Source organism: Gordonia sp. NPDC003422 (assembly GCF_053588675.1).
On record NZ_JBSFQL010000004.1, the window covers coordinates 116,655 to 141,686 of the forward strand.

The 25,032-nt window shown below is 66.5% G+C and carries 23 protein-coding genes; 15 read left to right on the plus strand and 8 right to left on the minus strand.

Going from position 1 to position 25,032, the window contains the following annotated elements; translation table 11 throughout:
* Positions 1-35: 35 nt before the first annotated feature.
* A complete protein-coding gene (gene leuS / locus ACWDTF_RS05395) occupies positions 36-2,843 on the plus strand; it encodes a leucine--tRNA ligase (RefSeq protein ID WP_449754102.1) in 2,808 nt (935 codons plus the stop codon).
* Positions 2,844-2,923: 80 nt separating this feature from the next.
* Here the strand turns inward: leuS and ACWDTF_RS05400 are convergent, their stop codons facing one another.
* Positions 2,924-3,256 (minus strand): TfoX/Sxy family protein, encoded by a 333-nt coding sequence (locus ACWDTF_RS05400; protein WP_240855427.1) that lies wholly within the window; start codon positions 3,254-3,256, stop codon positions 2,924-2,926.
* Positions 3,257-3,394: 138 nt separating this feature from the next.
* Between ACWDTF_RS05400 and ACWDTF_RS05405 the strand changes: the two genes are divergently transcribed.
* The gene (locus ACWDTF_RS05405; protein ID WP_240855426.1) at positions 3,395-4,591 is read left to right on the plus strand and encodes an acyl-CoA dehydrogenase family protein; all 1,197 of its coding nucleotides are present in this window, start codon (positions 3,395-3,397) and stop codon (positions 4,589-4,591) included.
* Positions 4,592-4,601: 10 nt separating this feature from the next.
* On the opposite strand, the gene ACWDTF_RS05410 is transcribed toward ACWDTF_RS05405, so the two are convergent.
* Positions 4,602-5,474 (minus strand): RDD family protein, encoded by an 873-nt coding sequence (locus ACWDTF_RS05410; RefSeq protein ID WP_449754065.1) that lies wholly within the window; start codon positions 5,472-5,474, stop codon positions 4,602-4,604.
* Between the two features lie 302 nt (positions 5,475-5,776).
* Between ACWDTF_RS05410 and ACWDTF_RS05415 the strand changes: the two genes are divergently transcribed.
* On the plus strand, positions 5,777-6,769 hold the full coding sequence (locus ACWDTF_RS05415) for a stage II sporulation protein M (protein ID WP_355275760.1): 993 nt from the start codon (positions 5,777-5,779) through the stop codon (positions 6,767-6,769).
* A gap of 3 nt (positions 6,770-6,772) precedes the next feature.
* Here the strand turns inward: ACWDTF_RS05415 and ACWDTF_RS05420 are convergent, their stop codons facing one another.
* From ACWDTF_RS05420 to ACWDTF_RS05440, 5 genes are read right to left on the minus strand one after another with little or no spacing between them, the layout of a single operon-like run.
* Positions 6,773-7,171: a hypothetical protein gene (locus ACWDTF_RS05420; protein WP_240855421.1), complete on the minus strand. Its 399-nt coding sequence runs from the start codon at positions 7,169-7,171 to the stop codon at positions 6,773-6,775.
* Positions 7,172-7,220: 49 nt separating this feature from the next.
* On the minus strand, positions 7,221-8,513 hold the full coding sequence (locus ACWDTF_RS05425) for a DUF58 domain-containing protein (protein ID WP_240855420.1): 1,293 nt from the start codon (positions 8,511-8,513) through the stop codon (positions 7,221-7,223).
* Entirely contained in the window at positions 8,513-9,565 is a 1,053-nt protein-coding gene (locus ACWDTF_RS05430; RefSeq protein ID WP_433257105.1) for an AAA family ATPase, read from the minus strand. The genes ACWDTF_RS05425 and ACWDTF_RS05430 overlap by 1 nt, the downstream gene beginning before the upstream one ends.
* Positions 9,562-10,818 (minus strand): DUF4350 domain-containing protein, encoded by a 1,257-nt coding sequence (locus ACWDTF_RS05435; RefSeq protein ID WP_449754066.1) that lies wholly within the window; start codon positions 10,816-10,818, stop codon positions 9,562-9,564. Before ACWDTF_RS05435 ends, ACWDTF_RS05430 begins: the two co-directional genes overlap by 4 nt.
* Positions 10,815-11,489, minus strand: coding sequence for a DUF4129 domain-containing protein (locus ACWDTF_RS05440; RefSeq protein ID WP_240855414.1), 675 nt, complete (start codon positions 11,487-11,489; stop codon positions 10,815-10,817). The genes ACWDTF_RS05435 and ACWDTF_RS05440 overlap by 4 nt, the downstream gene beginning before the upstream one ends.
* Before the next feature lie 167 nt (positions 11,490-11,656).
* Between ACWDTF_RS05440 and ACWDTF_RS05445 the strand changes: the two genes are divergently transcribed.
* The gene (locus ACWDTF_RS05445) at positions 11,657-12,046 is read left to right on the plus strand and encodes a nuclear transport factor 2 family protein (RefSeq protein WP_240855412.1); all 390 of its coding nucleotides are present in this window, start codon (positions 11,657-11,659) and stop codon (positions 12,044-12,046) included.
* Positions 12,047-12,447: 401 nt separating this feature from the next.
* Here the strand turns inward: ACWDTF_RS05445 and ACWDTF_RS05450 are convergent, their stop codons facing one another.
* Entirely contained in the window at positions 12,448-13,128 is a 681-nt protein-coding gene (locus ACWDTF_RS05450) for an SDR family oxidoreductase (RefSeq protein WP_355275187.1), read from the minus strand.
* 81 nt (positions 13,129-13,209) lie between these two features.
* Between ACWDTF_RS05450 and ggh the strand changes: the two genes are divergently transcribed.
* The 11 genes from ggh (at position 13,210) to ACWDTF_RS05505 (ending at position 24,983) form a co-directional block, all read left to right on the plus strand.
* Positions 13,210-14,553 (plus strand): glucosylglycerate hydrolase, encoded by a 1,344-nt coding sequence (ggh, locus tag ACWDTF_RS05455; protein ID WP_240855409.1) that lies wholly within the window; start codon positions 13,210-13,212, stop codon positions 14,551-14,553.
* A gap of 219 nt (positions 14,554-14,772) precedes the next feature.
* Complete coding sequence (locus ACWDTF_RS05460; RefSeq protein ID WP_240855407.1) at positions 14,773-15,159, plus strand: cupin domain-containing protein; 387 nt, start codon at positions 14,773-14,775, stop codon at positions 15,157-15,159.
* 6 nt (positions 15,160-15,165) lie between these two features.
* Positions 15,166-15,780 carry a dimethylamine monooxygenase subunit DmmA family protein gene (locus ACWDTF_RS05465; protein ID WP_240855405.1) on the plus strand — a complete coding sequence of 205 codons (615 nt, stop codon included), beginning with the start codon at positions 15,166-15,168 and terminating at the stop codon, positions 15,778-15,780.
* Positions 15,777-16,772, plus strand: coding sequence for a PDR/VanB family oxidoreductase (locus ACWDTF_RS05470; RefSeq protein ID WP_449754067.1), 996 nt, complete (start codon positions 15,777-15,779; stop codon positions 16,770-16,772). The genes ACWDTF_RS05465 and ACWDTF_RS05470 overlap by 4 nt, the downstream gene beginning before the upstream one ends.
* Complete coding sequence (locus tag ACWDTF_RS05475) at positions 16,769-18,274, plus strand: heme-dependent oxidative N-demethylase subunit alpha family protein (protein ID WP_449754068.1); 1,506 nt, start codon at positions 16,769-16,771, stop codon at positions 18,272-18,274. The genes ACWDTF_RS05470 and ACWDTF_RS05475 overlap by 4 nt, the downstream gene beginning before the upstream one ends.
* Positions 18,271-19,266, plus strand: coding sequence for a PDR/VanB family oxidoreductase (locus ACWDTF_RS05480; RefSeq protein ID WP_355275196.1), 996 nt, complete (start codon positions 18,271-18,273; stop codon positions 19,264-19,266). The genes ACWDTF_RS05475 and ACWDTF_RS05480 overlap by 4 nt, the downstream gene beginning before the upstream one ends.
* Complete coding sequence (locus tag ACWDTF_RS05485; RefSeq protein WP_355275198.1) at positions 19,263-20,297, plus strand: heme-dependent oxidative N-demethylase family protein; 1,035 nt, start codon at positions 19,263-19,265, stop codon at positions 20,295-20,297. Before ACWDTF_RS05480 ends, ACWDTF_RS05485 begins: the two co-directional genes overlap by 4 nt.
* Before the next feature lie 62 nt (positions 20,298-20,359).
* Positions 20,360-21,712, plus strand: coding sequence for an ammonium transporter (locus tag ACWDTF_RS05490; RefSeq protein ID WP_355275200.1), 1,353 nt, complete (start codon positions 20,360-20,362; stop codon positions 21,710-21,712).
* 197 nt (positions 21,713-21,909) lie between these two features.
* Positions 21,910-23,253: a type III glutamate--ammonia ligase gene (glnT, locus tag ACWDTF_RS05495; protein ID WP_355275201.1), complete on the plus strand. Its 1,344-nt coding sequence runs from the start codon at positions 21,910-21,912 to the stop codon at positions 23,251-23,253.
* A gap of 105 nt (positions 23,254-23,358) precedes the next feature.
* Positions 23,359-24,255: a class II glutamine amidotransferase domain-containing protein gene (locus ACWDTF_RS05500; protein WP_240855397.1), complete on the plus strand. Its 897-nt coding sequence runs from the start codon at positions 23,359-23,361 to the stop codon at positions 24,253-24,255.
* Positions 24,243-24,983 (plus strand): GltB/FmdC/FwdC-like GXGXG domain-containing protein, encoded by a 741-nt coding sequence (locus tag ACWDTF_RS05505; protein WP_374245898.1) that lies wholly within the window; start codon positions 24,243-24,245, stop codon positions 24,981-24,983. Before ACWDTF_RS05500 ends, ACWDTF_RS05505 begins: the two co-directional genes overlap by 13 nt.
* Positions 24,984-25,032: the final 49 nt, after the last annotated feature.

Here is a 25,032-nt window from a genome sequence, read left to right on the forward strand (position 1 = left end):
AATCCGCGAGCAGGTCGTTCCGCTACACCGCCGAGATGGCCGGTGAGATCGAACAGCGGTGGCAGCAGGAATGGACCGAGCGGCACGCCTACGAGGCGCCGAATCCGGTCGGGCCGCTCGCCGGCGACCTGAGTGCTTTCGACGGGGGTGGTCCGCAGGCCGCCGACAAGCTGTTCGTGCAGGACATGTTCCCGTATCCGTCCGGCGCCGGACTGCACGTCGGACACCCGCTCGGCTTCATCGCGAGCGACGTCTTCGCGCGGTACCAGCGGATGATCGGTCGCAACGTGCTGCACACGATGGGCTTCGATTCGTTCGGGCTGCCGGCCGAGCAATACGCGGTGCAGACCGGAACCCATCCGCGGACGACCACCGAGGCCAACATCGAGCGCTACCTGGCCCAGATCCGGCAGCTCGGGCTCGGCCACGACGAACGACGCCGGGTCGCGACCACCGATGTCGACTTCTATCGCTGGACGCAGTGGATCTTCCTGCAGATCTACAACGCCTGGTACGACGCCGAGGCCGGCAAGGCCCGTCGCATTTCCGAGCTCGTCGACGAGCTGGATTCGGGAGCAAGAACTCTCGACGGCGGCCGGAAGTGGGCCGATCTGTCCCCGGCCGACCGCCGAGGCGTCGTCGACGGCTATCGCCTTGTCTATCAGAGTGATTCGCTCGTGAACTGGTGTCCCGGATTGGGCACGGTGCTGGCCAACGAGGAAGTCACTGCCGACGGGCGCAGCGATCGCGGCAACTTCCCGGTGTTCCGCAAGCATCTGCGGCAGTGGATGATGCGCATCACCGCCTACTCCGACCGACTGCTCGACGATCTGGATCTGCTGGACTGGCCCGACAAGGTCAAGACCATGCAGCGCAACTGGATAGGCCGATCCCGCGGCGCGCGGGTGGCCTTCCCGGTGCCCGGGACCGACGCACGGATCGAGGTGTTCACCACCCGCCCCGACACGTTGTTCGGTGCGAGTTACATGGTGCTCTCGCCCGAGCATCCGCTGGTCGACGAATTGACCGCTGCCGCTTGGCCCGACGGCGTCGACGCGCGGTGGACATATCAGTCCACAGACCCCGCCGAAGCGATCAAGAACTACCGTGCGGCGATCGCGGCGAAGTCGGATCTCGAGCGCCAGGAGAACAAGGAGAAGACCGGTGTCTTCACCGGCACCTACGCCACCAATCCGGTGAACGGTGAATCGATTCCGGTGTTCATCGCCGACTACGTGTTGATGGGCTACGGCACCGGCGCGATCATGGCTGTCCCCGGCCACGACGGCCGAGACCACGAGTTCGCGACCGTGTTCGGCCTGCCCATCCGGGAGGTCATCGGATCGGAGCAGGGCGTCGAATCCGAGGCCTTTGTCGGTGACGGTCCGCTGGTGAATTCGTCGTTCCTGGACGGACTCTCGGTCGACGACGCGAAGGTCAAGATCGTGGATTGGCTGGAGTCCGAAGGGGCCGGCACCGGGACCGTGCAATACAAACTGCGGGACTGGCTGTTCGCGCGGCAGCGGTACTGGGGGGAGCCCTTCCCGATCGTCTATGACGAGGCCGGAAACGCGCACGCGCTGCCGGAATCGATGCTGCCGGTGGAGCTCCCGGAGGTCGACGACTACGCGCCGGTGTCCTTCGACCCCGACGACGCCGACAGCGAACCGTCCCCACCGCTGGCAAAGGCCACCGATTGGATCACCGTCGAACTGGATCTCGGCGACGGTGTGAAGACCTACACGCGCGACGCCAACGTCATGCCGCAGTGGGCGGGCAGTTCGTGGTATCAGCTGCGCTACATCGACCCCACCAATCAGGAAACGTTCTGTGCCAAGGAGAACGAGGCGTACTGGATGGGTCCGCGTCCGGCGCTGCATGGGGAGAACGACCCGGGCGGCCTCGACCTGTACATCGGCGGTGTCGAACATGCTGTTCTGCATCTGCTCTATTCGCGGTTCTGGCACAAGGTGCTCTTCGACCTCGGGTATGTGACCAGTCGCGAGCCCTACCGAAAGCTGTTCAACCAGGGCATGATCCAGGCTTACGCCTACACCGACGCGCGTGGTGTCTACGTGGCCGCCGACGAGGTCACCGAGCGCGACGGCACGTTCTTCTACCAGGGCGTCGAGGTCAACCAGGAATACGGAAAGATGGGCAAGTCGCTCAAGAATTCCGTTGCGCCCGACGACATCTGCCGTGACTACGGCGCCGACACCTTGCGCGTGTACGAGATGTTCATGGGTCCGCTGGATCAGTCCCGGCCGTGGGCAACCAAGGACGTGGTCGGGTCGCAGCGGTTCCTGCAGCGCATCTGGCGACTCGTGGTCGACGAGGAGTCCGGAGTCGTTCGTGTCTCGGACGCCGCCCTCGACGACGAGACGAATCGTGTGCTGCACAAGACGATCGACGGGGTCCGTGAGGACTACGCCGCGTTGCGCAACAACACCGCGGTCGCCAAGCTGACCGTTCTGACCAACCACCTCACCAAGAACTTCGAATCCACCGGCGCTCCACGGGAGGCGGTCGAGGCGTTGGTGATCATGCTCGCGCCGCTCGCCCCGCACATCGCGGAGGAACTGTGGCGCCGGCTCGGCCACGACGAACTCCTGGTGCGCGGCCCCTTCCCGACAGCCGACGCGGCATGGCTGGTGGAGGACACCATCGAGATCCCGATCCAGGTGAAGGGCAAGGTGCGCAGCCGAATCACCGTCGCCGCCGACGCCAGCGAGGCCACCGTGCGGTCGGCCGCGCTGTCCGACGAGAAGATCGCAGCGCTGCTCGACGGCGAGCCCCGCAAGGTGATCGTCGTACCCGGCCGCATGGTCAACGTCGTTCCCTGACCCACGCCCCGCCGGTCGTCCGGTTTTGTAGCAAGAGTGCGCGCCTGGCACGCACTATTGCTACAAAACCGCCCACGGGATCACTTCGGGGGCAGTTTGCGCGCATAGTCGGCGCCGATGGAGACCCATCGGCTCAACGCGCGGTCGCCGGCGATCCCTTCATCGGATACGCGGAGCCAGCCGCGCGTCTCGCGCCCGGACATGATCATCGGCTCGGTGTGTGGATGCTCGAGCAACCCCTCGGTGTCCTCGGGCTTCACCCGCACCATGAGCCCGCCACGGCCGCTCGCGGCGACCGCCATGTTGCCGTTGATCAGGAACGCGAGACCGCCGAACATCGACTTCTCGTCGAGCCCGCATTCCGTCGCGAGCAAAGCGCGTATCCGGTAGGCGAGATCCTCGTCGTAGGCCACGGGTACGAGGGTAGGGGCCGCGCGTCCGTGCGGCCAGAGGGTGCACACGACTGTGACCTTCAGACCGCACAGCGGGGACCTCAAGACGCCGCGAGGTCGGGACTGGTGCCTGATCTTACTCTGGAGTAAGGTAGCCGCATGGCGATCAACCTGGAGCTCCCGAAGAAGTTCGATTCGACGGTCGAGCGCACCCATCTGGCGGCGGAGCACATGTTCCGGCCGATCACCCGCAAATACGACAAAGCCGAGCACGAGTACCCGGTCGAACTCGATGAGCTGGGCAAACTCGCCAAGCAGTCGCGTTCCGCGGAACGTTCCGACGACAAGGGCGGCGACAAGAAGGATGATGCGCCGTCGGTCAACGGCGCCAACCTGCGGTCCCTGATCGCGGCGCGTGAGATGAGCTGGGGCGACGTCGGGCTGTTCCTCACGATCCCCGGCCAGGGGCTGGGCAACGCGGCGATCGCTGCGGTCGCCACCGAGGAACAACTCGACCGCTTCGGCGACGTCTGGGCCGCGATGGCGATCACCGAGCCCAGCTTCGGGTCGGACTCGGCGGCGGTGTCCACCACCGCGACCGCCGACGGTGACGACTATCTGATCAACGGCGAGAAGATCTTCGTGACCGCGGGTTCACGCGCCGACCACGTGGTGGTCTGGGCGACCCTCGACAAGAGCATCGGCCGTGCCGCGATCAAGAGCTTCGTTGTCCCGATGGACACCGAGGGCGTCAGCATCGCGCGCCTCGAGCACAAGCTCGGCATCAAGGCGTCCGACACCGCGGTGGTCCGGTTCGAGAATGCCCGCGTGCCCAAGGAGAATCTGCTCGGCTCGCCGGAGATCGACACCAAGAAGGCCTTCGGCGGCGTCATGCAGACCTTCGACAACACGCGACCCGTCGTCGCCGCGATGGCCGTCGGCCTGGGCCGCGCGGCCCTCGAGGAGATGCGCCGCATGCTCGAAGAGGCCGGCCACACCATCGACTACGACAAGCCGGCCGCCGCTCAACACGCTGCGGTGAGCGAGTTCATTCGGATCGAATCCGATTGGGAGGCTTCGTGGTTGCACACCCTGCGGGCTGCCTGGATGGCGGACAACCGCCAGCCCAACTCGGCTGAGGCGTCGATGTCGAAGGCGAAGGCCGGCCGCATGGTCACAGAACTGACCAACAAGGCCGTGGAAATCGGTGCGACAGCCGGCTTCTCGGAGACCTCGCTGCTGGAGAAGTGGGCGCGCGATGCCAAGATCTTGGACATCTTCGAAGGCACGCAGCAGATTCAGCAGCTGATCATCGCGCGACGCGTGCTCGGCAAGTCCAGCGCCGACCTCAAATAGGGCCACACACTCATCGCAACAGACGCTCCCGAAGCCGGTTCTCTCGTTCGATCCGCGCTGCGTCGCGCCGGCTGCGTTCGGCCATCACCGCGCACAGCACCGCCTCGTCGGGAGCAGGCGGTGGCGCGGGCGAGACGAACGGTGCGACGTCGAAGATCAGTTGACGTGCCAGTCGCTCTCGCGGTTGCGGCCGCATGTTCTCGCGGTGTCCGAGGAATCGGCGCAGCATGACGGCCAGCGGCGCCGGAAGTGAGCCGATGTCGGCCGACGACGCCCACGTCGCGAGCTCGGCGGGCATGACGACGGGGTCGGGGATCTCCAGGCGTCGGCGATCACGGATGACGTAGGTTCCGGCCACGAGGTCGCCCATGCGTTTGCCCTTGGACGTGATCGCCGCGGTGAACAGCGCGGGCAGGCCAAGACAGCCGTAGATCTCGACGACCCCGATCAACGCCCGCGCCAGTGCATGGCGAAAGCCCACCGGTCCGGCGTCGTCGCGCACCGTCCGCAGGCCGACGATGAGATGACCCAGATTCTTTCCCTTGGTGGCGGTCTCGGCCGCTGTCGGTACCGCGACGAAAGCGATCACCACGGCCACGGTGCTCAGCGCATCCTTCAACGCCGAGTCGGCCTGCGCAAACACACTGCCGAACACCCAATTGAGCAGCACGTACAGGCCGACGCCGACGATGACGTCGACGATGCCGGACAAGATCCGCAAACCGAGATTGGCGGGCGGCAACTCCAAGGCGACCGCCTCACCGGACACCTGATCGTCGCGCCCGACGCCGACGGTGGCGCTGCCACGTCCCCAGGCCAGAGCCGCCGGCGGTCCGACGACCGGGCCGAATCCAGGCGGGTGCGGCGGCACAGGTCCGTACATAGCGCCACCCTAATGGTGTGTCTCGGAAATACGTAACTAGTCTCCGGCGTTCGATCGACGCCTGGCCACGTTGTCGTCGGTCACGATAGCGCCGCTATCGCTCCCTCCTCCGCCTTGCCAGAACGCCGATCGCTCCACCGAAGACTGGTCACGTATTCCCGAGACACACCACCAGCGTGGACCGCCGGGTCCACCGCCCTCGTCACAAGCGGTTGTGCAATCAGCGAATGACCTATCAGCGAATGACCAACCAGCGAATGACATCGTCCCGACAAACGACTCGATACCACTAGGCTGGCCGAGTGGATCTCGATGCCTATGTCAACGCGCACCGCGCGACGTGGGAACGACTCGACGAGCTGTCGAGGCGACGCGGACTCTCGGGGGCCGAGGCCGACGAGATCATCGACACCTATCAGCGCGTCGCGACGCACCTGTCGGTGATTCGTTCGGCCGCGCCCGACGCGTCGCTCGTTGCCTACCTGTCTGCGCTGCTCGCCCGGGCCCGCTCCCGTGCCGCAGGCACCAAGGGGGACACCTGGGCCGAGATGGCGAGGTTCGTGACCCAGTCGTTTCCGGCAGCGCTGTACCGGATGCGGTGGTGGTGGCTGTCGGTGATGGGCGCGTCAATGGTCCTGACCGTCGCGGTCACGTGGTGGTTGCTCGACCATCCGCGCATCGAGAGTTCCCTTGCATCGGCCGACGAGATCGAGCGGCTGGTCAACAATGACTTCGAGGGCTACTACAGCCAGCATGCCGCGACGTCCTTTGCGGCTCAGGTGTGGACCAACAACTTCTGGTTGGCCGCGCTGTGTATTGCGCTGGGAATCTTCGGCTTTCCCGTCGTCTTCATGCTCGTCTTCAACGTCATCAACATTGCGATCGTCGCGTCGATCATGATCCGGCACGGTCGCGGTGACCTGTTCTTCGGACTGATTCTGCCGCACGGATTGCTCGAACTGACCTGCCTGTTCATCGCGGCGGGAGTCGGGCTGCGTCTGTTCTGGGCGTGGGTGGCGCCAGGGGCGAGATCCCGCGCGACCGCGCTGGGCGAAGAGGGCCGCTCGGCCATCGGCGTCGCGTTGGGACTCGTTGGGCTGCTGCTGATCAGCGGCGTGATCGAAGCGTTCGTGACGCCATCGGGCCTGCCCACCTGGGCACGAGTCGGTATCGGTATCGCCGTGTGGGCGGCCTTCTTCGCCTACGTCTTCACGCTCGGACGGTGGGCCTACAACGCGGGCGAACGCGGCGACGTGAGCGAGGCCGATCGAGGGTTCGCTGCCCCGGTGGCGTAGGCGTCAGGCGCAGCCGAGACGCACTGCTGCAGCCTGGAACTCGGCCTTCGACGGCACCGAGTCAAATCGGCCGGGAACGTCGTTGCGCCCCCGGATCGTGACGATGGTCTTCTTGCCGACGCCCGGTGCAGACACCCGGCTGAAGTACACCAGGCAGTTCTTCCGTGTCCGCATGGTCAGCTGATCCGGCCCGGACTTGGTCGGCCGCGACAGACCGTAGCTGTAGCCGAGGTTCGTCGTTGAGGTGAACCAGGTTTGGGGTGCCGCAGTGGCCATGGACTCAACGCCCAGTACGGTCGGCGCCGCGACCACACCGACGGACGCAGCGCCGACGATGAGGGACCCGCTCACGAATCGCGCAATGATGCCCATGAGCGCAAAGGTACCGGCCACTGTCGTCACTGGGTGAAGTGCACAGCCGATTTCGTCCGAACAGGCTACCCGAGGCGCGTCAGAGTAGGCCGCGCGACTTCAGCGTCAGGTAGTGATCGGCCAGTGCGGCCGGTAGCTTGTCGGGTTCGGCATCCACCACGTCGACGCCGAGCCGCCCGACGGCGGTCGCGGTCCGGTTGCGCAGCAGCGTGGTTCGAGCCGCGGCGGCAGCACCGTACACCTCTCGCGCATCGTCGCGCTGTTCGATGAGGTCGCCGAGCGCGGGGTCGGCGACCGATCCGATCACCACGCGGTAACGCTGCGCCAGCACCGACAGCGGCGGCAGCAGCGACTCCTCGACGGCGGCCGGCTCGAGCGGGGTGAGCAACACCAGCAGTGCCCGCTGCCGGCTCAGCTTGGTGACCTCGGCGCCGAGCATCGGCCAATCGGCTTCCAACAGCGCGGGTTCGAGCGTCGACATCGCGTTGACGAGGGAACTCAGCAAGTCCGATCCGGTGACTCCGACCACCCGGGAGTGCACGCGACGATCGCCCGCGATGAGGTCGACCCGGTCGCCGGCATGTGAGGCCAACGCGGCCAGGAGCAGCGCGGCGTCCATTGCGGCGTCGAGACGTGGCGTGTCGCCGACGCGCCCTGCCGATGTCCGCGAGGTGTCGAGCACGATGACGATGTGCCGGTCCTTCTCCGGCTGCCATGTGCGCACAACCACCGAGCGTCGACGTGCGGTCGCACGCCAGTCGATGCTGCGCACATCGTCACCCTCGACGTAGTCGCGCAGCGAATCGAATTCGGTTCCCTGACCGCGGATTCGGACCGCGGACCGGCCGTCGAGCTGACGGAGCCGGGCCAGTCGCGACGGCAGGTGTCTCCGAGATCCGAACGGTGGCAGTGCCCGGATGAACCCGGGCATCGGCAGGCCACGTTGTCGTCCGGCGAGGCCCAACGGTCCGCGCCGCCGCACCGTGACCCGCAGGCCGAGCCGATCGCCGCGTCGGGTCGGCGTCAGCACGGTGTGCACGGCCCGACGTTCGCCGGCGGGGATGTCCAGTGCGTGGACGTTGCCGGTTGCCCCTGCCGACGGCTGCCAGGCGTCGCGCAGTTGGCCCCGGAATCGGCGGGTGCCGGGATTGTCGACAACGATTGTGCTGGAGGTGGATTGGCCGAGTCGGATCGGATCGGTCGGGCTGCGCCGGACGGTTACCGCCGTCGTGGAGCCGGCGGCGAGTACGTCGATGCCGAGCAGCACCAGGCACCCGAACACCCATGCCAACGCGGTGAGGTAGTGGGGCCACACGATCACCGGCACCGCGCCGAGCGCCACCAGCGCGAAGAACCGCCCGGTCAGATACATCAGCGCGGGACGGGTACGGACCGGATGGCGGTGTCGAGTACCGCGGTCACCGACACCCCCTCCAACTCGGCTTCGGGTCGCAGCGAAAGGCGATGTGCCAGTGTCGATTGTGCGAGTGACTGCACATCGTCGGGCGTCACGAAATCACGACCGTTGAGCCACGCCCATGCCCGGCTGGTTCCCAGAAGTGCGGTGGCACCGCGGGGGCTCACACCGAGCGAGAGCGACGGCGACACCCGAGTGGCCCGCGCGATGTCGACGATGTACGCGGCGACCTGTGGTGAAACACTCACGTGCCGAACCTGATCCGCACCCGCCTCGATGTCGGTGGCCGAAGCGACCGGCCGCAGTCCGGCCGCGGCCAGATCGCGCGGATCGAAACCCGCGGCATGACGCGCCAGGACGGTGATCTCGTCGTCGCGAGGCGGCAGCGGCAGCGTCACCTTGAGGAGGAAACGGTCGAGCTGGGCTTCCGGCAGCGGATAGGTGCCCTCGTACTCCACCGGATTCTGGGTGGCTGCGACGAGGAAGGGGCGGGGGAGAGGACGGGGAGCCCCGTCGACAGTGACCTGCCGCTCCTCCATGGCCTCCAGCAGCGACGCCTGCGTCTTCGGCGGCGTCCGGTTGATCTCGTCGGCGAGGAGGAGGTTGGTGAACACCGGACCTTCGCGGAAGGTGAATTCCGAGGTGGCGCTGTCGAAGACCAGTGATCCGGTGATGTCGCCGGGCATCAGGTCGGGCGTGAACTGGACGCGTTTGGTGTCGACGGCCAGCGCGGTTGCCACCGACCGCACCAGCAGGGTCTTGGCCACACCGGGTACGCCTTCGAGCAGGATATGGCCGCGGCACAGTAGTGCGATGAGGATGCCCGCGACGGCCGGATCTTGCCCGACAACGGCTTTGGCGACCTCGCCGCGCACAGCGTTGAGCGCGGCCCGTGCCGGGTCGGCGGGCGGGATCGGCGGCGCCTGCTTCGTGAACTGTGGGGGCTGATGGGGGAACTGTGGGGGCTGATGGGGGAACTGTGGGGGCTGATGAGGGTCGATGGTCATGGTGTGCGGTGAACCTCCTTCTCGAGGGCGGTCAGTTCGGTGGTGAAGACGACCAGCGCGTCCTCTGTGTCGGGTAACCGATCGGCAAGTAGGGCGCTCACCTGCGCCGGATCGCGGCCGGTCGCGGCGACCACTGCGTCGATGATCGCGCTCACCGCGGGACCCGGCGGGGCGGGGTGACCCGCCAGCGCGTCGAGCTCCCAATCGGGCTGGGCGAGTACGGTGATCGCGACCGACGGGTCGTAGGGCAGGCCGAGATAGCGGGCCAGGTCGGTCAGTGTTTGGATGCGAAGGGTGGCTGCGGATCGGGTGACCGCTCGCGCACGGTGGTACATGCGTCCGCGTGCCTGCGTGGTCTCTATCGCCTTGACCACAGCGGGAAGCGGCTCGGTGACGAGCGGGCCGAATCGCCTGCCGCGCCACAGCATCAGAGCGAGAACCACAAAGACCGACAGCAGGATGAGTGGCCCGATCGCGCGCGGGATGTCGGACGACTCGTCGTCGGATGTGATCTCGTCGGTCAGGTAAGGCACGTACCACAGCACACGGTCATTGCCGGCGATCATGCGAATCGCGACGCCGGCGTTGTCGTACTGGTCGAGATGGGCGTTGACGAGCATGTCGCCGCCCATCAGCACGATCTCCGGTCGGCTCGTCATCGCCGGCATGATGAGCACACTCGATGCAATCCCGTCGGTGAAGCATGCCACCGCACCGGGTTCGGTGGTGGTGTAGGCGATGGGTCCGTAGGTGGTGGCGTCGCCGGGGGCGATACCGGACGTGGTGCAGCCGGCGTAGACAGCACTGGTGGCCGAGCCGTACACGGCTGTGGCGTTCACTCCGAACGCGGCGAGATCGCCGGGCGGCCCGACCAGGACGATGCGACCCGCATTGGCTACCCGGTCGAGAAAGTGTTGCCGGGTACCGGGATTCAGCAACGACGCCGACGAAACCACCACGGTGGTGTCATAGTCGGGCCGATCCGCGTCGTCGAGTCCCTTGATGCCTCGCGCCACCTCGACATCCACACCGTGGTCGTCGATCACGGACACGAGCGCTTTGGTGCCGCCGGGGCCCGCGCTGCCGGGATCGAAAGGGTTGTCGGGAGACTCGGTGGCCAGGGAATTCAGCCCGGCACCCAGGAATGCCACGACGACAACCCCGACGACCACGACGACGATTCCGACGGCCAGCCAAATCCATCGGTCCAACGTCCTCTTCGGAGTCGACGACACAGGTGTGGTCACCGTCATCGAGGCACCGCGAATCGGTCATCGGCGACCTCGGTGTCGTCCTCGGGCCGGGTCGATGCGAGCTCGGATTCCAGTTCCAGTGCCCGGTGGGCCTGATCTCGAGAGGCGTGCCGATCGCCGTAGGCGATCGCGTCGAACAGATCGGCGCAGTCGCGCAGGCGGGTGGTGTGGTCGGGGAAGCGTCGCACGAGTCGTGTGGCGACCTCGTGGGCGGTCAACGAGGGTGCGTCGTCGAGCAGCCGGCGCTCGAATGCCCGCTGCGCCACCGCACGCATCGCGGCCACGACGCAGGCGTCGAAATCCCCGCCGTCGAGGGCTTCCCGAGCCTGCTCGCGTAACTGCTTGGCACTCAGGGGTTCCGAGCCGAGTACCGATTGCGCGGTCTCGGTGTCGGTCGTCTTCTTCTTGGGAGTTCGACGAACGAACCGGGCGAGGTAGATGATGAGCCAGGTCGCGACGGCCGCGACCAGAACCCAGAAGATGATCGTGAGGGGCTGCGAGACGTCGCCGAGGCCGGTGAACGTGTTGGCGAACCACTCGAGAATGTTCTCACCGGCACGCTGCAACCAGTTGGGTTCCTTCGGCTGATACTCCTGTTTGGACAGCTCGTCCTTGGCCCATTCGCGGGCCTGCTCGTTGTCGGGGTCCAGCCCGGCCGCGAGGGCGATCATCGACCTTCTCCCCCTTTGGACGCCGGGTCGGCGCCGTGCCTGTGGGCCGAACCTACCAAATCCGCGACGGCCCGTCGGGAAGCGTCGTTCGCTCGAAGCATCTTTCTGACCGGCGGGCGGCGTGCTAGCGTCACGACTAGAACACGTTCTAATTTCGGAGGATGAACATGACCGTTGACCAGGCAGGGCTCGCGGAGAAGATCGACGCCGTGGTGGACTCCTACATCGAGTACCTGACGACCGGCACGGCCGAGCAGATCGCCGACCTCTACGCGGCGAACGCGACCGTCGAGGACCCGATCGGCGCGGACATCCGCGACACCCGTGAGCAGCTGATCGAGTTCTACTCGATCATCACCGGCATGGACGAGCGGACCGCGACCCTGAAGTGGAAGAAGGTCGCCGGCGACACCGCGGTCTTCGAGTTCACTCTCGTCACCGGCACCGCAGGAATGCGCTTCGAGATCACCCCGGTCGACATCATGGTGTTCGACGCCGACGGCAAGATCTCGACCATGCGCGCCGTCTGGCAGCAGTCGGATCTCAAGCAGCTCTGATCCCCGAGGAGTCAGGTGACCAGCCCCGCTGACCTGGGAAAACGCATCAGCGCGGTGCCCGCAAAATCTAGGGGAAGAACTTCTTCCCCGGGTTTCATAGTCGTCCGCTAGAAATTCCTAGGGGACGACACCAAGGGTGGGGGAAGAAGTTTCTTCCCCCACTTTGTGTGCCACCCGCCCCCGACGACGACCCGCTGCCCGCTTCCACGATCGCCGCCGCAGACGGCGGGTGGGTCGCTGATCCGAGGAGTACTGCTTTCCGGCTCCTGACCTGTGGAAACTCTTACGCCCACCGCGCCGCATCGGTCACCACGTCGAGCGTCGGCTGTGGGCGGTTCCGGATGCGGCGAGCGGCCGGACGTCGATCATCTGGTCCGCCGACGATTTCGATTGACGACCCCTCAGCCGCGACCCGTCGGCCGAAGCACGATGTCCTGCGGATGCGCGTCGGCGGGGGTGTGGATGGCGTGCGCCACCGCGGCGGCGACCGTCTCGGGCCGCAGGAACTGGGCGGCGTCGTAGTCGCGCCCTTCGATGGCGACCAGGTCGCGCTGCATGTCTGTGTCGATACGGCCCGGGTAGATGGATGTGACGCGCAGCGTCGGCTCTTCGGCGCGCAGCGCGTCGGCGAGTGCGCGCAGCCCGAACTTGCTCGCGGCGTAGGGCGCCCAGTGCGCACGGGCGTTGCGGCCCGCGCCGGAGTTGATGAACACCACGTGTCCCTGCGCGGAGCGCAGCGCAGGCAGGAGCAGCCGCGTGAGTTCGGCCACCGCGACGAGGTTCACCTCGAGCACGTGGTGCCACTCCTCGACGGGGGTGTCGGCGACCATCTCGAGGCTGCTCCCGACACCGGCGTTGTGCACCAGGACGTCGAGCTCGGAAACAGCTTCGACGGCGGCCGCGACCTCGTCGTAGTCGGTCAGCTCCACGGGAAATGTGCTCGCCCCGTCGAGTTGCGTGGCGAGATGGTCGAGCTGCGGTGACGGCCGTCCGCCGAGCAGCAGGTCGTGGGTTGGCGCGAGCTGGCGGGCGATCTCGGCCCCGAGGCCGCGGCTGGCCCCGGTGATCAATGCGGTGGGCACCCATCCGACCCTACCGATGCTCAGTGGCCCGACGAAGACACTCGCGCAGCGGACGCACAGGAGTCAGTGCAGAATCGACGGGTGGCACGGTACGGATTCACCCCAACGCAGTTGTCGGCCCGCGCCGCCTATCTCCTGCGCGGCAACGACCTGGGGACGATGACGAGCGCCGCGCCCCGCCTCTACCCACACATGTGGAGCTGGGATGCCGCGTTCGTGACGGTCGGGCTGGCGCCGCTGTCCGTCGAGCGTGCCGTCATCGAGATGGACACGCTCCTGTCCGCGCAGTGGCGCAACGGCATGATCCCGCACATCGTCTTCGCCAATGGCCGGGATGGCTATTTTCCCGGACCGTCGCGCTGGGAGTGCGCCCGGCTGGCCGACTGCTCGCCCGATTTCCCCGACACCTCCGGAATCACCCAGCCGCCCGTCCACGCGATCGCCGTGCAGCGCATCCTCGACCACTCACGTCGGCACGGTCGTACCACTCGAGCCGCGGCCAACGAGTTCATCGACCGCCGTTGGGGTGCGCTGATGCGGTGGCACCGGTGGCTCGCCGACGCCCGCGATCCCAGCGGCCGCGGCCGGATCACCATCTTCCACGGCTGGGAATCCGGCATGGACAACTCGCCACGGTGGGATAAGCCCTATTCGAATGTGGTTCCCGGAGCTGACCTTCCGCCCTACAAGCGGGCCGATCTCGACCACGTCGGCGGCGACGCGTCGATGCGACCGTCCAACCTCGAGTACGACCGCTACATCTGGCTGGTGGAGCAGATGAAGCGCGCCAACTACGACGACGCGGTGCTGCCCAAGACGATGGACTTCGCCGTCGAGGACGTGTTCGTCAGCGCCATCTTCTCGGTGGCCTGCGACGTGCTGGCCACCATCGGCGAGGACTACTCGAAGCCGCGGTCGGATGTGCGCGACCTCCGCGCCTGGTCGGATCGCTTCCGCGCCGGCGTCGTCGCGGCCGCCAACGATCGCAACGGCGCGGCGCGCGACTTCGATCTGCGAGCGAATGCGTGGATCAACACCGACACCATCGCGGTGTTCGCCCCGCTCCTGTGCGGCGGGCTCTCCCGCGAACGTGAGCGGGCTCTGCTGCGTCTGTTCGACGGTCCGCGGTTCTGCGGGCACCCCGACCTCCGGTACGCGGTACCACCGTCGACGTCGCCGATCTCGGCGGACTTCCGCCCCCGCGAATACTGGCGTGGGCCGGTATGGCCGGTGATGACCTGGCTGTTCAGCTGGGCATTTGCTCGGCGTGGCTGGACGGAACGATCCGCCCGACTGCGTGACGAGGGATTGCGACAGGCCACCGACGGCTCGTTCGCGGAATACTACGAGCCCTTCACCGGCGAGCCGCTCGGCAGCATGCAGCAGAGCTGGACGGCGGCGTCCGTGCTCGACTGGCTCGACTGAACTCCCCACAGGTGGCCGGGTAACGAAGCACGGCCACTGTGTCCGTTTTTTCGCGAATGCACGAATGTGATGTGAGTCTCACTGTAGAAGACGATGTTTCTCACGCATAAACACACATGTCACACGTTCGAAACAGTCACTATGTTTCATAGCATGCAACGAAGTCCACTGAGATGATCCAGCGTTCTTCGAGCCCGTGAAACCCCCGAAGGAGCCAATGTGACCGTCGAGAGCACCACCCAAGCGACCGAATTCCGTGTGACCAGTGACGCCTGGAAGGGCCTGCCCAGAATGCCGGAGGCGGAGTACCCCGGCACCGAGGGCTTCATCGGAGACGCGTATGAGAACCCGGACGGCAGCCCCATGTGCAGCGGCTTCTTCGAGCTCCGTCACACCGATGCGCCGCTGTACTACGAGTACGAGTACGACGAGATGAAGGTCGTCCTGGAGGGTGAGTTCCTCCTGGAAAACAAGGAGACCGGGCAGAAGTCGGTCGCGAAGGCCAAGGACGCGATCTTCTTCCCGAAGGGCTCGAAGATCTACTTCAGCACACCGAGCTACGCCCTGGCCTTCTACACCGGTCAGCGCGACGCGACACTGCTCTGACGCGGAATGACCGAGCTGGTCGATTCGCCGGCTTCCGCCGGCGAGGAATACACACAGATCGCATACTCGAGCATCCCGAGCTGGGCCCGGCCCGCCATCGCAGAGGACGCCGCGTCGCCGGCCGATCTGCCGATCCCGGCTGGTACCTCGTATGTGCTCGTCGGCATCGGCGATGAGGGCTGCGCGAACGTCGACACCTGGGCGCGCGCCATTGGCGACGCGGCACCCGTTGCGCAGGTCACCCACGCCGACGCGTCGGGCGCTGCGGCCGGACTGCGCGCGGCTGTGTCACGCAGTGTCGTCGGCGTACGGGTTCTCGTGTCCGGTCCGGCCGGCGCGTGTCTCACCGTGCGCGCCTCGGGTGTGAATGCCGGTCTCAACGACGACGAGATCCACGTCACCGTCGCCGGTTCGGGCGCCATCGACGTCTTCTGCTCCCATTGTCGCGTGGTGAATCAGGTCGTGGCCGAGGTCGACGACGTGATCACCTGCAACGGATGCGCACGCAATCTGCTTGTCTACTATCACGTTTCGCGCAGAACGGGCTCGTACCTCGGCTACATGGTCGATGCCGAGGAGCCCGCCCGCGCGCCCGGGACGCATCAGGAGTCCGACCGATGAAACTCGCTGTGAGCGCCGAGTCGAGCGAGGTGAACACCGCCGCCCCGAGCATTGGTGCGCTGACGCTGATCGTCACCGGGATCACCCAGTCCGGCAGGTCGATCCGCACGTTCACTTTCGCCGATCCGCAGGGTGCACCGCTACCCGGCTTCATTCCCGGCAGTCATCTGGTGGTTCACGCAGGTCCACACACCAACGCCTACAGCCTCACCTCCGACGGGACCGACCCGATCGAGTACTCGATCTCGGTGCTGCGCGTCGCCGACGGCGCGGGCGGTTCGGCGTGGATGCACGACCACGTGCGGGTGGGCGACCTGGTTCGTGTCCTCCCACCTCGCAGTGCCTTTGCCCCCGTCGCACGTGCGGCCAAACATCTGCTGTTGGCCGGTGGGATCGGGGTGACACCGATCGTGTCGCACCTGCGTGCCGCCGCTCGATGGGGGCGAAAGGTGCAGGTGCTCTACACCTTCCGTCCCGACAACGCGGCACACGTCGACGACGTCGTCGAACTGGGCGGGACCGACGCCGAACTGTTCACCGCGCGAGCCGATTTCGCCGTGCGACTCTCGGTGGTGCTGTGCGAGCAGCCGGTCGGCACCCACCTCTATACCTGCGGCCCCGGACCGCTCATCGACCACGTCGTCGAGACGGCCGTGGCGCTGGGCTGGCCCGAATCGCGCATTCACTTCGAGCGCTTCGAAATCGACGCACTCGATGCCGGCGACCCGTTCCGCCTGCGGTTGACCGAGAGTAGTACGACCCTGGACGTGCCGTCGGGCACCAGCATGCTCGAATCCTTGGAGGCCACCGGGATCTCGATCCCGAATCTCTGTCGACAGGGTGTGTGCGGTGAGTGCCGCATACCGCTGACCGCCGGGGAGGCCGTCCACCGCGATCTGTTCCTCAGCGACGAGGAGAAGTTCTCGGGAGAAGCGATCATGCCGTGCGTCTCCCGCGCCCCCGACGGCTGCACCCTGGAGGTTCCGCTGTGACCGTGTCACTCTCGCCCGACCTTGTCGCCGGGTTCCCGTTTCCCTTCCCCGAGGATCGCTACCGCTACTCCACCAACGTCGAACCGGCCGGTGAGCCGGTGGTCACCGCCGGAGGCGGCTGGGGCGCCGCGGTCGTCGACATCGACTCCGAATACCGCCACGAGCTCGCCGAGCGAGCCGCGGTCCTGGCGGCCGACCCCACCCGTCACGCGGTGCTCCCGCACATGGCACCGGCGGCGTGGGATGCGATGCTGACCTTGATGCGCGCGCTGTCGGCGGCCTACCCCGACACCATGCACCTCACCTCGACCGGCACCGACACCTGGCACTGGCGCAACGACCTGCTCGACGTCGAGCAGACCTTCCGCTACGGGGATTCGACGACACTTCCGGAAGAACCGCTGCGCTACATCGCATCTCAGGTTCAGGAAGACATCGCTGTGCTCGATCAGCGCTGCGACACGCTGTTCGTCGACGCGGGTGTCATCACCTTCGCGGCGGACTGGAGCTTCGGCTTCGACGTCGGCATGAGCTTCCTCGAAATCCACGGACCGGTACCCCGGGTCCGCAAGATGGGCGTCATCACCCGCGCACACGAGTTCCTCAAACGGTTGCAACCGCACAAGCCGTACCGACGCACCAACTGGACGATGACCATCGGCCGTCGCCTCGACGTGTCGACCGAGGGCTACCCGGAGTGGGGACCCGACCGCGAGATGATCGGGCACGTCGACGACGCCGAGTTCGGACGCCTCGTCCACCTGCGCGTCGAGGTACAACATCTCATCCGCCTGCCCGACTCCGGTGCGCTGATGTTCCTCATCCGCACCTACATGTTGCCGCTCGAGCAGCTGGCGACGGTGGAGGCGTGGCGCCTGCGCGCGGCCGAGGTGTTCGACGAACTGCCCTCGGACATGGCCGATTACAAGGGCGTGATCAAGTACAAGGAGCGCGCGGCGGCGTGGCTGCGGGCCGCAGCTCCCGAGCCGGGGCCCGGGATGCCCATCTGGCCGACGACACCACCTGCCGTGGACACCACCGGAGCCGCGTTCCTCGTCGTCGGCATCGGCGAGGACGCCCAGACCGGCCACGTGTCGCGCCTGTGGGTCGGTGCCGCCGAGGCTGCCGGCCCCACGCGGCTGCTGGTCCTCGACTCCCTTTCGGAGGAAACCGATCTCGCCGTGCTGCTCGATGCCCTCGACGATGCACGCACGGGAACAAGAATTCTGGTGACCGGCGGCCAGTACGACGTGATGATGGCTCTGGCGCTGGCCCGTGAGGCCGGGGCGACCGACGCGGAGCTGAGCGCGTTTGTCACGCACACCCGTGACCTGCCGATGTACTGTGCGCATTGCCGCGACACCTTCCGGGTCGAGGCCGCGCCGGGGAGTGTCGTCGAATGTCCCGGCTGCGTAAGGATTCTGGAGATCCACGCGCATCATTCCGCAGTGCGGGGAAGCTTCCTGGCGTCGGCGGCCGAAGTCGGCTCGGAGCGGTCATGACGGCGGTCGCCGAGCCGGGACATCCCGGACACCTCCATCCGTCGTATGACACCCGCGCCCGGCCGATGCGGGTCACCGAGGTCCGGTCGTTGACCGAACGCATCAAGCACTTTCGTTTCGCGCCGGTGGATGTGGGCTCGGTTGCCGTGACACCCTTCGCGCCCGGCAGTCATCTGATCGTGTCGGCCGGCGAGCATCGCAACGCCTACTCGCTCGTGGACGACGGGATGTACGCCACCGGCTACGGCATCTCGGTGCTGCGCCGTGGAGCCGACGGCGGGTCGGACTGGTTGCACGACAACCTCTCTGAGGGAGATGTGGTCGAGGTCGAGGGGCCGCGATCGATGTTCGCACCCGTTCTCGACCAGCGGCGCGCATTGCTGGTGGCCGGTGGGATCGGGGTGACGCCGGTGCTGTCGCACGCACGGGCAATCGTCCGCGATGCTGGTCAAGCGGAGATCGTCTACTCCTATCGGCCGGGACAGGCAGCGCATGTCGACGATCTGCGCGACCTGGCGACCCGGGCCGGCATCACGCTGCACGAGGTGCACGGTGCCGACGCGACCGCCGCGCTCCTACGGACCATGTTTCGCCGGCAACCACTGGGCACTCACGCCTATGCGTGCGGACCGACCGCTCTGCTCGAGACCTACCAGCGGATCGCCACCGAGGCTGGATGGCCTTCGGCGCGAGTTCATCTGGAGCGGTTCACCGCACCCGAGCAGGATCCCGGGGAGCCGTTCACCGTCGGCCTGCGCTCTGGTGAGCAGGTCGAGGTCCCGGCGGGAGTGTCGCTCTTGGAGCGACTCCTCGAGCACGGTGTCGCGATCCCCAACCTCTGCCGCCAGGGGGTGTGCGGAGAATGCCGAATCCCGGTGCGCGCAGGGCAACTCGAACACCGTGACTTCGTGCTCACCCAGGAGGAGAAGACCGCCGGAGACGCGATGCTGTGTTGCGTGTCCCGCGGCGCTGATATCGAGGTGGACCTATGAGCATTGCACCGCACGAGATCTCGACTCACGGGGAGGTCGCCCGGTATCTCGACCAGCCCGTCGACCATCTGGCCAACCTGCCCTGGCCGTTCCCCGACGAGCTCGCCGAGTTCACCTACACCGTGAACGTCGAACCGGCCCGGGTGCCGCGCCGGACCCGTGGTGGTGAATGGGGCAGGCACCTGGTTGACCTCGGCGGCGCCGAGTACCTGCACTACATGACCGAACGACGTCGGATACTCGACGCCGATCCGTCGCGTGTGCGAGTGATGCCCGGCATGGAACTGGCCTGCTGGGATCTGCTCCTCTACTACCTGCGTGACCTCGATCTCACCTACCCCGACCTGATGCATCTCACCGAGCAGGGTGACGGCCGATTCCGTTGGCGCAATGATCTTCTCGGCACCGACCAGGAGTTTGTCCTGGGCGAGTACGACACGCTGCCGAACGGCCCGTTGGATTTCCTGGCCCGGGAGGTGCCCGACGATCTGTTGCTCGTCGTCGAACGGGACGGCCGCCTCTACTTCGACGCGGGCGTGGTCACCTTCGCCGCCGCGTGGTCGGTCTCCTTCGATGTCGGTATGGACATGTACGAGATCCACGCCCCGGTACCGGGTCTCACGCGGGACGGGATCGTGGCCCGAGCCGAGCAGTTTCTGCGGCGCCTGCCCGCCGACCAGGTGTACCGGCGCGTCAACTGGACCCTGTCGGCATCGGACTCCGACAAACTCGACGTGAGTCTCGAGGAGCTGCCCGAATGGGTGAACGACGTTCCGCAGATGGTCACCGAGGGAGACTTCGCTCGAGCGCGCCTCCGCATCGAGCTCGAACACTTTGTCCGGCTGCCGATGTCGGGTGCGGTCACCTTCAACATCCGCACCTTCATGGCATCGCTCGAGGAGGTGCGCCGGATTCCGGAATGGTCCGCTCAACTGGCCACGGTCATCGAGACGTTGAGTCCGGACATCGCATCGTACAAAGGCTTTCTCGACTATCGCGACGACGTGGTCGCGTACCTCCGCGGGCAATGACGCCCGCTGCTGTTTGAATCACCCACCCCGACACACCCTGTCGTCAACCCGAGGAACACCCTATGGAACCGGTAATCGCCGCCAACGCCGATCTGGCGTGGATGCTCGCGGCATTCGTCTTTGTCCTGCTCATGTTTCCCGGCCTCGCCTTGTATTACGGCGGCATGGTCGGATCGCGGAACATCCTGAACATGATGACCATGGTCCTGTCGACCCTGGGCATCACGGCCATCATCTATGTGCTCTTCGGATACGGCCTGCAGTCGGGGCCGTCGGTCGGCGGCTGGGGCATCATCGGCGACCCGACCGACTACTTCGGATTGACCAAGTGGATGTCCGACGAGGGCACCGGTACCACCGAGACCCTGTACTACGTCGCATGGTTCATTCTGTTCGCGGCCATCACCATCGCCATCGTGGCCAGCGGTGCAGCGGGCCGGATGAAGTTCTCCGCCTGGCTCGTCTTCGCCCCGATCTGGCTGATCCTGGTGTACCTGCCGGTCGCGCACTGGGTGTTCAGCGCCGACACCGACGACGCGCAGGGCGGATTCCTGCTGAACGACCTGAAGATTCACGACTACGCCGGCGGTACCGCGGTGCACATGAACTCCGGTGTTGCTGCGCTGGCACTCGCGCTGGTTCTCGGTGCACGCCGGAAGCGTCTGGAGCGACCCAACAATGTGCCCTTGGCGTTGCTGGGTGGCGGCATCCTGTGGTTCGGCTGGTTCGGGTTCAACGGCAGCTGCGCGCTCGGTGCGAGCTTCTTGACCCAGGTCGTCATCCTCAACACGCTGCTGGCCGGCTGCTCGGGCATGATCGGCTTCCTCATCATCGAGAAGTGGCGCGAGGGACATGCGACGTCGCTCGGGCTCATCACCGGCACCGTTGCCGGCCTGGTCGGCATCACGCCGTCGGCCAACACGATGAACCCGTTGGGTGCGCTGATGGTCGGCCTGATCGCTTCGGCCGTGGTCGCCCTGCTGCTGAGCTTCAAGTCCAAGTTCAAGGTCGACGACACGCTCGACGCCTTCGCCGTGCACGGTGTCGGCGGCATCGTCGGCACGCTCTGCATCGTGCTCTTCGCGGCCGAGTCGGCCCCGGCCGGTGTCCAGGGCATCCTGTTCGGCGGCGACTTCGACATCCTGTGGCGAGAACTCGGCGGCATCGCGATCACCTGCACGTTCTCCTTCGTCATGACCTGGCTGATCGCCAAGGCCCTCGACAAGACCATCGGTCTGCGCGTCGACGAGGAGACCGAGACCACCGGCCTGGACTCGACGATCCACGCCGAGAGTGCCTACGAGATCCCGGCGTCGGGTGTAGGTCACGGTCCCGGCCTGGGAGCGCAGTCGCGTCACACCACAGAGAGCGTGGAACAGGCTGTGGCTCAATCAGTTCCGGCCGGCCAGTCCTGATCGGCAGTAGCGGCAGGGGGTCCACCGACGCGGTGGGCCCCCTGCCGTCGTTTCCGCAGGCCAAGTGCTCAGGGAAACGACACCGACCGCTCACGACCGAGAAACACGATCGTAACAACTCGGGGGTCTACTTCAAGTAGACAAAGGACACCAACAGTAGACATACTGGTTACCAACACCACCGACCGGAGAAAGCCATGACCGAAACCCCCACCCTCGCCAGTCTCTGCGAGGCGCACGGCACCACGTTCATCCTCGCCATGTTCGTCGACCTCCGCGGCAAGCCTTGCGCCAAGCTGGTCCCGGTCGAGGCCGTCGACGAACTCGCCACCGACGGAGTGGGTTTCGCCGGCTACGCGGTCGGTGCGATGGGCCAGGAACCCAAGGACCCGGACCTGATCGCCATCCCGGACGTCAGCTCCTTCCTGCCGATTCCCTTCATCAAGGACGGCCTCGCGCTGGTCCACTGCGATCCCCATGTCGAGGGCAAGCCGTGGCCGTTCGCACCACGCAACATCCTCAAGTCGTTGATCGTGCAGGCCGGTGACGCGGGATTCGAGCCGTGGGTGGGCGCCGAGGTGGAGTACTTCCTGCTGAAGCGGGCAGCGGACGGCTCGCTGGTCACCGCAGACGATTCCGACGACTCCGATCAGCCCTGCTACGACGTACGCGGCCTCACCCGCATGTACGACCACCTGACCGCCGTGTCCACCGCGATGAATCAGTTGGGCTGGAGCAACTACGCCAACGACCATGAGGACGGCAACGGCCAGTTCGAGCAGAACTTCGCCTACTCCGACGCACTCACCACCGCCGACCGGGTGGTCACCCTGCGCTACCTGCTCTCCACCATCGCCGCCGAGCGCGGCATGATCGCCACCTTCATGCCGAAGCCCTTCGCCGAGCGCACCGGCTCCGGACTGCACTTCCATCTGTCCCTCACCTCGGCGGACAAGCCGGTCTTCCCGGGCAACGTCGAGGAGGACGAGCGCGGCCTGGGTCTGACGGCGGAGGCATATGCCTTCGTCGGCGGTGTTCTGGAACATGCTCCCGCCCTGCAGGCGGTGATGGCCCCGACGGTCAACTCCTACAAGCGAACCGGAGCAACCGCCACCCGTTCCGGAGCTTCCTGGGCACCCCGCAAGGCGACCTACGGCGGCAACGACCGAACCCATTACGTCCGCATCCCCGACGAACAGCGGGTGGAGTTGCGCGGCGGCGACGGCTCGGCAAATCCCTACCTGGCCATCGCGGCCGCACTCGGCGCGGGCCTCGATGGCATCAAGCGCAGTCTCGATCCCGGCGCCCTTGGGACCTGCCCCGGCCACATCTCGGACCTGCCGCTCACCCTGCTGCACGCGGTCGAGGCGTTCGAGTCCGACGACGTGATCCTCGGTGCGCTCGACGCTGCGCTTCCCGACGACTGGGCGGTAGATCACCGGCCGTCGAGCTACTTCTCCAACCTCAAGCGTGAGGAGTTCTTCAAATGGCATTCGTCGGTGTCCCCGTGGGAGGTCGACGCCTACCTCACCGCCTTCTGATCACCCACCCACCCATCTCGCTGGTCGAGCCGACACCGAGCCGCTAGGCGAGGCGTCGTGTCGAGACCACACATACCGAACCCACCACAGCAAAGGACCCAAATCATGTGTGGCATAGTCGGACTCCATCTCCGCAACCCAGATCTGTACCCGCGCCTGGGCGCCCTGCTCGCCGAGATGCTCGGTGAGATGCAGGACCGCGGCGCCGACTCGGCCGGCATCGCGGTCTACGGCAACGAGGCATGGTCTCCGTCGGGGCACGGCTGCGTCAGCCTGCTCGCGGTCGACGTGACACCCGCCGATGCCTCGGCGAAGATCGGCGCGGCACTGGGTGTTTCGGTCGCCGCACAGAACGTCGACGCCACCCTCGTGCTGTCGGCGCCGGTGAGCTCCGAAGAACTCCTGGGCGCTGCGCGTGCGGCATATCCCGGCGCACTCGTCGCCGGCTTCGGTGCCGACCTCACGGTACTCAAGGGCGTGGGCGCACCCCGCGACCTCGCTGCAGATTGGGGCCTCGCACAGGCGTCGGGCTGGCAGGGCGTCGGGCATACCCGCATGGCAACCGAGTCCGCGGTCACCCCGTCGGGCGCACACCCGTTCGCCGTCGGGCCCGAGCAGTGCCTGGTACACAACGGTTCGTTCTCCAACCACGCGAGCATCCGCCGCGACCTGCGTGCTGCCGGTGTGGAATTCGACAGCGAGAACGACACCGAGGTGGGTGCCCGGTTCGTCGCCCACCAACTCGCCGCCGGCAAGGACGTCGAGACCGCACTCAAGGAGGTCTGCGCCACCTTCGACGGCTTCTACACCCTGCTGGTGTCCAACCGCGACTCCTTCGCCGTGGTCCGCGATGCTATCGCCTGCAAGCCCGCGGTGATCGCCGAGACCGACGACTGGGTTGCGATGGCGAGCGAATACCGTGCTCTCGCAGGACTTCCCGGCGTCGAAAACGCGCGCATCTGGGAGCCCGAGCCCGAGGTGGTCTACGCATGGACACGCTGACCGCAACCCTGGAACCACAACTTTCGATCCCGAAGGAGGAGACCATGAATCCCGCTCATCATTTCGATCTCGCCGAGACTCCTCTGCGCGAGGTCAATTCGGCCCTGCACGGCGACGTGTCGGGCGAGATCGTCATCGACAACCCGGCCGGCGCACACAGCGTGGCCGCCGGCGTCAACGCGCCGGTCAAGATCACCGTGAACGGCCATGTCGGCTACTACGCCGCCGGGATGAACCAGCAGGCCGAGATCACCATCGACGGCAACGCCGGCACCGGTGTCGCGGAGAACATGATGAGCGGAACCGTCGTGGTCAAGGGCAACGCTTCCCAATCGGCCGGCGCCACCGCGCACGGCGGACTGCTCGTCATCGAGGGAGATGCCGCGGCCCGCTGTGGCATCTCGATGAAGGGCATCGACATCGTGGTCGGGGGTAGCGTCGGCCACAACAGCGCCTTCATGGCGCAGGCCGGACGCCTGGTGATCCGCGGCGACGCCGGACACGGGCTCGGCGACTCGATCTACGAGACGCGAATCTATCTGCGCGGCAACGTCGAATCCCTCGGCGCCGACTGCGTCGCCAAGCCGATGCGTGCCGAGCACCTCGAAGAGCTTGCCGGACTGCTGAAGGCCGCCGGCTACAAGGACGACGATCCCAGCACCTACACCCGCTACGGCTCGGCCCGTCAGCTCTACCACTTCCACAGCGACAACACGTCCGCGTACTGACGCCTTCCGGTCCCTGAGGTGCGAGGAGCGCTAGCGACGAGCCTCGAAG